The sequence below is a fragment of the uncultured Methanobrevibacter sp. genome (genome assembly GCF_947169325.1).
In the GTDB taxonomy this organism is placed as follows: Archaea; Methanobacteriota; Methanobacteria; order Methanobacteriales; family Methanobacteriaceae; genus Methanocatella.
The window spans coordinates 1-7250 of record NZ_CAMVPN010000099.1; the positions used below are offsets into that span (position 1 = coordinate 1).

Annotated in this window: 8 protein-coding genes; 6 read left to right on the plus strand and 2 right to left on the minus strand. The window is 32.4% G+C overall.

From position 1 onward, the window contains the following. On the minus strand, positions 1-784 hold a 784-nt coding region (locus Q0W26_RS10590; protein ID WP_298525033.1), incomplete at its 3' end, for a glycosyltransferase family 2 protein. 41 nt (positions 785-825) lie between these two features. After that, on the minus strand, positions 826-1659 hold the full coding sequence (locus Q0W26_RS10595; RefSeq protein ID WP_298525036.1) for a phosphorylcholine transferase LicD: 834 nt from the start codon (positions 1657-1659) through the stop codon (positions 826-828). A 105-nt stretch (positions 1660-1764) separates the two neighbouring features. Between Q0W26_RS10595 and aepX the strand changes: the two genes are divergently transcribed. The 6 genes from aepX to Q0W26_RS10625 all read left to right on the plus strand — a co-directional run. After that, positions 1765-3072, plus strand: a complete 1308-nt coding sequence (gene aepX / locus Q0W26_RS10600) for a phosphoenolpyruvate mutase (RefSeq protein ID WP_298525040.1) — start codon at positions 1765-1767, stop codon at positions 3070-3072. Further along, positions 3062-3811, plus strand: coding sequence for a metallophosphoesterase (locus Q0W26_RS10605; protein WP_298525043.1), 750 nt, complete (start codon positions 3062-3064; stop codon positions 3809-3811). Before aepX ends, Q0W26_RS10605 begins: the two co-directional genes overlap by 11 nt. A gap of 19 nt (positions 3812-3830) precedes the next feature. Next, on the plus strand, positions 3831-4841 hold the full coding sequence (locus Q0W26_RS10610) for an NAD(P)-dependent oxidoreductase (RefSeq protein WP_298525045.1): 1011 nt from the start codon (positions 3831-3833) through the stop codon (positions 4839-4841). Positions 4842-4843: 2 nt separating this feature from the next. After that, positions 4844-5620 carry a DUF6564 domain-containing protein gene (locus Q0W26_RS10615; protein WP_298525048.1) on the plus strand — a complete coding sequence of 259 codons (777 nt, stop codon included), beginning with the start codon at positions 4844-4846 and terminating at the stop codon, positions 5618-5620. Continuing rightward, positions 5617-6792: a hypothetical protein gene (locus Q0W26_RS10620; protein ID WP_298525051.1), complete on the plus strand. Its 1176-nt coding sequence runs from the start codon at positions 5617-5619 to the stop codon at positions 6790-6792. The genes Q0W26_RS10615 and Q0W26_RS10620 overlap by 4 nt, the downstream gene beginning before the upstream one ends. A gap of 23 nt (positions 6793-6815) precedes the next feature. Further along, the coding region (locus tag Q0W26_RS10625) for a thiamine pyrophosphate-binding protein (RefSeq protein ID WP_298525054.1) at positions 6816-7250 on the plus strand (435 nt) is incomplete at its 3' end.

Sequence of the window (7250 nt, forward strand, 5' to 3'; positions counted from 1 at the left end):
GTTTATATAAGAATATCCCTATTTCTTTTTTATATAATCTTGTAAAGTCTATATTTTCATATTTAGAAATTTTTAAAAAAATTAATTTGGAAACTTCCAAAATTTTTTCCATATCCTCTAATTTCCAATTTCTTGAAATTGAATCTTCTTGAACATGTCTTATATATCCTTTATAGTCAGGAATAGATATTAATGATTCACAATGTAATAAATACATTACATTAAAGTATAAGTCTTCTGCATACATATTTTCAGGGAAAAATATCTGATTTTCTATTAAAATAGATTGTTTATAAATCTTATTCCAAATAAATCTATCTTCAAAGTAGACAATGTCCTCTTTTTCAATGTTGATTTTAGTTTTATCTTCCGGAGTTGTTATTGTGTAATCCTCGGACAAATAATCTAAATTAAATTTTCCACAAGAAATTAAGTCCGGATTGGATTCAGAGAGGATGCTATAAAAAAATTCACATACTTTTAAATCATATTCATCATCATTGTCCATAAACATGATATAATCGGAATTAGCTATTTTTATCCCTTCATTTCGGCCACGAACAGGAAAACCACTATTTTCTTTTGAATATACTGGAACAATATTTTCATATTGTTTTGCATAGCTTTCAATAATTTGTGTTGTGGAGTCGGTTGATGCATCGTCATACAAAATTAATTCAATATTTTCAAAACCGATTGTTTGATTAATAACTGAGTCAATACATCTGTTTAATGTAGATTCTGCATTATAACAAGGAATAATTACACTAATTTTATAATTCATATACTATTATAATTATATTTTGATATATAAACTATTGTATGTTAGTATTTTCCGAAATCAATTTTTTCAGGCGCAGGTCTAAAGCGTTTGTCTTCAGGAGGCAATTTCATATAATCTCCATAAATTATTTTTAATATCGCATCAGGATTATTAGGTACATTAACTTCAAAATCCTCAAATTTTGCCTTTTTTGGTGGTAACCAATCCTTTTTTTTGTAAATTGGCAATAAGACCAATGCTGGAAAGTCACATACTTCATCGCAATCAATACCCTGGTATTTCACATATGTTTTCATGCACCTTTTCTTAATGGTCATAGGTGAAATAGGTATGATTTTTAAGAGATAATAAGCTATATCTTGGACAATTTGTTTTATTTTTGATTCATTTTCAAATTTAACTAATGAATATTGTACCATTTGATTAAGTGTAAAGCATCTCCATTTATGAATAAATCTTTTAATCTTATTATTTGGAATATCATATAATATAAAAATGTCTATAAATATATTTGGAGTATAATCAACTTGTTTAGCCCACCATTCTTCAAGAATTGTGTTTTTAAGATTAAATCTTGCCCAAGTATAATGATAAGTTTCTTCGTTTAAAACATTGATTAGGCGATATTTCTCATTTGGTTTATTGGCCATAATGTCGTTTAATTTGTCGAAATCTTTCCTAAACATCATGATGTCAATGTCATCATCCCAAGGGATAAACCCTTTATGTCTGATAGTTCCAAGTAAAGTCCCTCCATTAACAAAGTAAGTTATATTATTTTCTTCACAAATCTTAATGAAGTCTTTTAACATCATTTTTTGAACTTCTTGTAAATGTTTTAGAGTCTCATCATCATATCTTTTTGATTTAAACATGTTTTCCCATTAAAATTATTTTATTTACTAATATTTATGTGTTGGAAATTTTTAAATATTTCTTTTTTAATAAATATAATATTATAATGAATATAGGTAATGACTATGAGCTCTGATAAACCAATTGTTTACACTTGTTTTTGTACAGATGTCATTCATGATGGGCACTTAAACTTGATTAACGAAGCTAAAAAGTACGGTGATGTTGTTGTAGGTGTTCTGTGTGATTCTGAAATGGTTAAATACAATAGATTTCCTTTAAAAACTACTTCTGAACGTATTGAACTGGTCAAATCTATTCCGGATATAAAAGAGGTAATTATTCAAAATCAAGTTATGTATGACGAAGTTGTAAAAGAACTTCGTCCGGATTATGTTATTCATGGAAACAATTGGGAAGAAGAGTCCATGCAGGTTATTAAGAAAAATATTTTGGATGTTTTGGACAAATACGGTGGAGAACTAATTGAAGTTCCATACACCTTTAATCCGAAGGTTCAAAAAATAGACAGGCAGATGAGAGAAAAATTGGCTATGCCTGAGCTTAGAAGAGCAAGATTAAGACAATTATTGGATATAGTTCCTGTTGTCAAAACAATTGAAGTTCATAGTGGTTTAACTGGCTTGATTGCTGAGAAAACTGTCATTGCCGATGATGAACAAATTGATCAGTTTGAAGCTATGTGGATTTCCAGTTTATGTGACAGTACAGAAAAAGGAAAACCGGACATTGAACTGGTGGACATGACATCAAGATTCAGAACAATCAATGATATTATGGAAGTTACTACCAAACCGATTATATTTGATGGGGATACCGGTGGAATTGCGGAGCATTTTGTCTACACTGTAAGATCCCTTGAAAGAATGGGTGTTTCAGCGGTCATTATTGAAGATAAAGTTGGGTTAAAGAAAAATTCATTGTTTGGTACTGAAGTTGAGCAAACCCAGGATGATATTGAGCACTTCTGTGAAAAAATAAGAGCAGGTAAAAATGCACAACTATCGGATGACTTCATGATTATTGCAAGAATTGAAAGCCTAATCCTTGAGCAGGGAATGGAAGATGCACTTAAAAGAGCTTTCGCATTCAGGGATGCCGGTGCAGATGGAATAATGATTCACAGCAGGCGAAAAGAGCCGGATGAAATACTAGAGTTTTGTGATAAATTCAGAGAACAGGACAAAGAAACTCCAATTGTAGTGGTTCCTTCCTCATACAACACCATAACTGAGGATGAGCTCATAGAACATGGTGTTAATATTGTTATTTATGCTAATCAACTCTTAAGAGCAGCATTTCCAGCAATGCAAAATGCAGCAAAATCCATACTAAAACATCACCGAGCACATGAAATAGATGAAGAATTACTGTCCATAAAAGACATTATCACATTAATCGATGAATTATAAGATTAACATGTCAAAATATGCAATTTTATCAGACATCCATGGAAACCTATTTGCACTAAAAGAAGTTATTCGAGATTTGAATAACCAACATGTTGATTCTGTTATTCTTTTAGGGGATTTGATAGATTATGGAATGCAATCCAATGAAGTAGTCAAATTTATTGAAGATAACTTATCTGATAAGATTATCTGCAATATCTGGGGAAATCACGAAAAAGCCATAATGACAAAAGATTTCAATCACTTTTCCAGCCAAAGAGGCATTGATTCAGCAAAATTTACAGAATCACAACTAAGTGAGGATTCTAAAGATTATCTCAACAATGATTTAGTTCATGAAGGCAAATATGAATTTGAAATAGGTGATAAAAAAGTATTGGCTATTCATGGTTCATTAAGTGATAATTATTGGAAAGCGATTTTTCCGGATAACTTAAATGGAGATTATTCTGATTTTGACATTGTCCTATCAGGCCATTCCCATTATCCTCATGTCTTCCAACATTTCTATGAAGCAGATAACCCCGACATGAGAAATAAAAAGGCTGTTTTGTTTATTAATCCGGGGTCTGTAGGTCAACCTAGAAATCACAATCCAAATAGTCAATATGTAATTCTGGATTCAGATTCAATGAGTGTTAAGCTAAGATACGTTGAATATCCAAAGGACAAGGCCATGGCTTTGTATGATGGAAGTATTGATGATTTTTATCGTTTAAGATTAGAAAATGGAATATAAATAAAAGGAGTATCCAAAAATGAAAGTATTATATGTAATTAGCGGCGTTACTGGAATGACCGGTAACGAGTTGGTAAGACAACTTCTAAACCAAAGTGAAGACACTGTAGAGATTATAGGCTTTGATAACTTCTACGCATCCTCAATAGATACAGTTGCAGACTGTCTTGACAATAAAGGATTCACATTTTTTGAATATGATTTAAACAATAATGTACAAATGGAAGAAATCGAAACATTGGTAAAAAGGTCCAAAAATGAATTTGATGAAATTGTTTATATTAATTGTGCTGCTGTAGTTCATACAGAACATTTCTATAATGTCTATGAAACCTATCAAACCAATGTGGTGGGAATGAATGACTTTTTAGCTCAAGCTATCCGTGTAGGTGCTGATAAATACATCAACTGTTCCACTTCAGAAATATACTCCATGAATTCCTGGAATGAAGATGGTGGGGTACGAGAATCTGATTTCATTACCATGGCAGATGCCGAACACAGTCAAAGAACAAGTTACGCAACCGGAAAACTACTAACAGAGTTTTTCATGAAAGATGCAGTGGACAACGGCAAAATAAAAGGTTGTTCCATTCGTTTTGCAAATGTTTACAGTAAAAATGAAAAACTACCAAAACATATCATTCCACATATTATTAACAGTTTTAAGGAAGATGGTGAAGTTACTTTATTGGAAAACTCCAAAAAGAATTGCAGGACATTTTTAAACAATTATGACAGTTGCAGTGCAGTACTTGCATTAGCTAAAACCGATTCCGCACTGGACGGTACAATATATAATGTTGCAACAGATGAGGAGATTTCCATAATTGATTTAACTAGATTAATTGCTAAAAAGATAGGTATTGATGAACCTGTAATTAAGTTTGAAGGTTTCCGTGAGTCTGACCCTGAAAGAAGATTATTATCTACTGAAAAGATTAGAACAAGAACTGATTGGGAACCGATAATGGATTTGGACAAAGGACTGGACGAATGTCTGGAATATTACCTCAACTTAGGTGAGTAGATTTGAAAATAGTAATCATTACTGTTGCCGGAATATCCAGCAGATTCAATAAGGATGTTCCTGAAGATGATAAAATCTTAAAATGTTTGTATTGGGAAGAAAATCCATCTGACACTTTAATCTACAGGATGCTTGAAAAATCAAGTTATGCCGACAAAATCGTTATTGTTGGTGGATACAAATACGATGATTTAGTCGACTACATTAACAATAACATTTCAAAAGACTTACAATATAAGATTTTAACTGTTTATAATGATCATTTCAGTGATTTGAGTTCCGGATACAGTTTATATCTTGGAATAAAAGAATCATTGGATAATTTTACAGATATTGATGAGATACTGTTTGTTGAAGGAGACTTGGACATTGACAGTGAATCATTTAAAAAAGTAGTGAAATCCAATAATAATGTTTTAACATTTAATTATGAACCAATCTATTCCAATAAAGCAGTTGTTTTATACCAGAATGAAAACGATGAGTATCATTATCTGTTCAATAGTGATCATGGAGTATTGTCATTGGATGAGCCTTTCAAGGCCATTTTCAATTCCGGTCAAACTTGGAAATTCAAAGACATGAACCTACTTAAAATAGCAAATGACAATTTCTATGAAAACTTAATTGATGATACTAATCTGGGAATTATTCAGAAATATTTCGATTTATTGGAAAATGCCTCTGAGATTGATATTATTGGTTTAAGGCATTGGGTGAACTGCAATACTCGTGAAGATTACAAATTAATAAAAAATTACTGGAGGAAAGTGAAATGAAAAGTTTAGATGAAAGATTATCAGTTGTTGAAAAACATGTTAAAGATGATGAAATTACAATAATGATTATAGGTTTAGGAAGTGTAGGAACATATTTACTGGACTTTTTAGTAAGCAAAAACGATCCAGCAATCAAATTGGTGGTTGTTGGAAGAAACCAGGAAAAGATGCAGTCTGACGTGAATATTGTTCGTGTTGCAAGTCTCATTCGTGAGTTAAACAAATCACAAATACTCATTGAAGGCGGAGTTGACTTAAACGATATCGATGCTATCACAAATGCAATAAGTAAGTATAATCCTGATTTTATTGTTAATTCCAGTAGGGCTTATCCTGGTCTTAAATACGGCAGTATTTCATGGAACAATGTACGTGCATATGGTATTTGGACTCCATTATCCATCAGGTTTACTAAAAACATAATGGAAGCCTGTGACAAAGCAGATACCGATGCAGTTGTAATCAATACTTCTTATTCTGATGCGGTTATTCCATGGCTAAAAAGTGCTGGTAAAGCATATCCTGATTTTGGAAGCGGAAACTTAAACCATTTGATTCCACGTATGAAATTTGCAGTTGCAGATATTCTGGGTGTGGATGATTTTTGGAATGTTGACTTTAATTTTGCAGCTGCACATTTCCATGATGTAGTTATAAGTAAGGAAGGACAAACTGAAGGTGTGGATTTGCCTTTAAAAGTTTATTATCGTGGTGAGGAAAAAGACATTCCTCATGAAGATATATACAAAGCATGTTCCATCAGTATGCCTGTGGACCAAAAACGTAACATGATGAACGCATCCAGTAACTACAGGATTATCAGTGCTGTTATTGATGCCATACGCACCGGCGAAGACCAAAAGGTATTTGCACCAGGAGTATTCGGTCACATCGGAGGATACCCAGTAATCATCGGATACAAGGATGACCATATTTCTGCTTGGATTGATGAGTCCGTATTCAGTTTTGATGAAATGGACCGTGCAAATCGTGAATCATTGGCATTGGATGGTGTAGAAGACATTAAAGATGCTAAATTAATTTATACTGATGATTTGATTGGCAAAGTAAAAGATGTATTTGGTGAGAACTTGCCAAAAGAAGTAATGTATGATGATATTGAAGAGACTGCTGAGTTTTTAATTGAAAAGATTATCACTCCGCAATTATAAAAAAAAGAGAAAGGAATAATAATATGGATGTTGAAGATTTTGTAGAGGTTTTAGGTTGTGATTTTTATACAGGTGTTCCGGATTCACAGCTGAAGGCATTATGTAATTATTTAATGAACAATTATGGCATAGATGAAAAACATCATATCATTGCTGCTAATGAAGGTAACTGCACTGCATTGGCTGCAGGATATCACTTAGCAACTGGACGTGTGCCGGTTGTTTATATGCAGAACAGTGGTGAAGGTAATATTATCAATCCTGTTGCTTCCTTGTTGAATGATAATGTTTATGCTATTCCTTGTATCTTTGTAATTGGCTGGAGAGGCCAACCAGGCATTCATGATGAGCCACAACACATATATCAAGGACAAATAACCTGTGATTTACTTGACTTAATGGACATTGAAAACTTCACTATCAGTGATGACACTACTGTCGAAGAACTTAAAAATGTA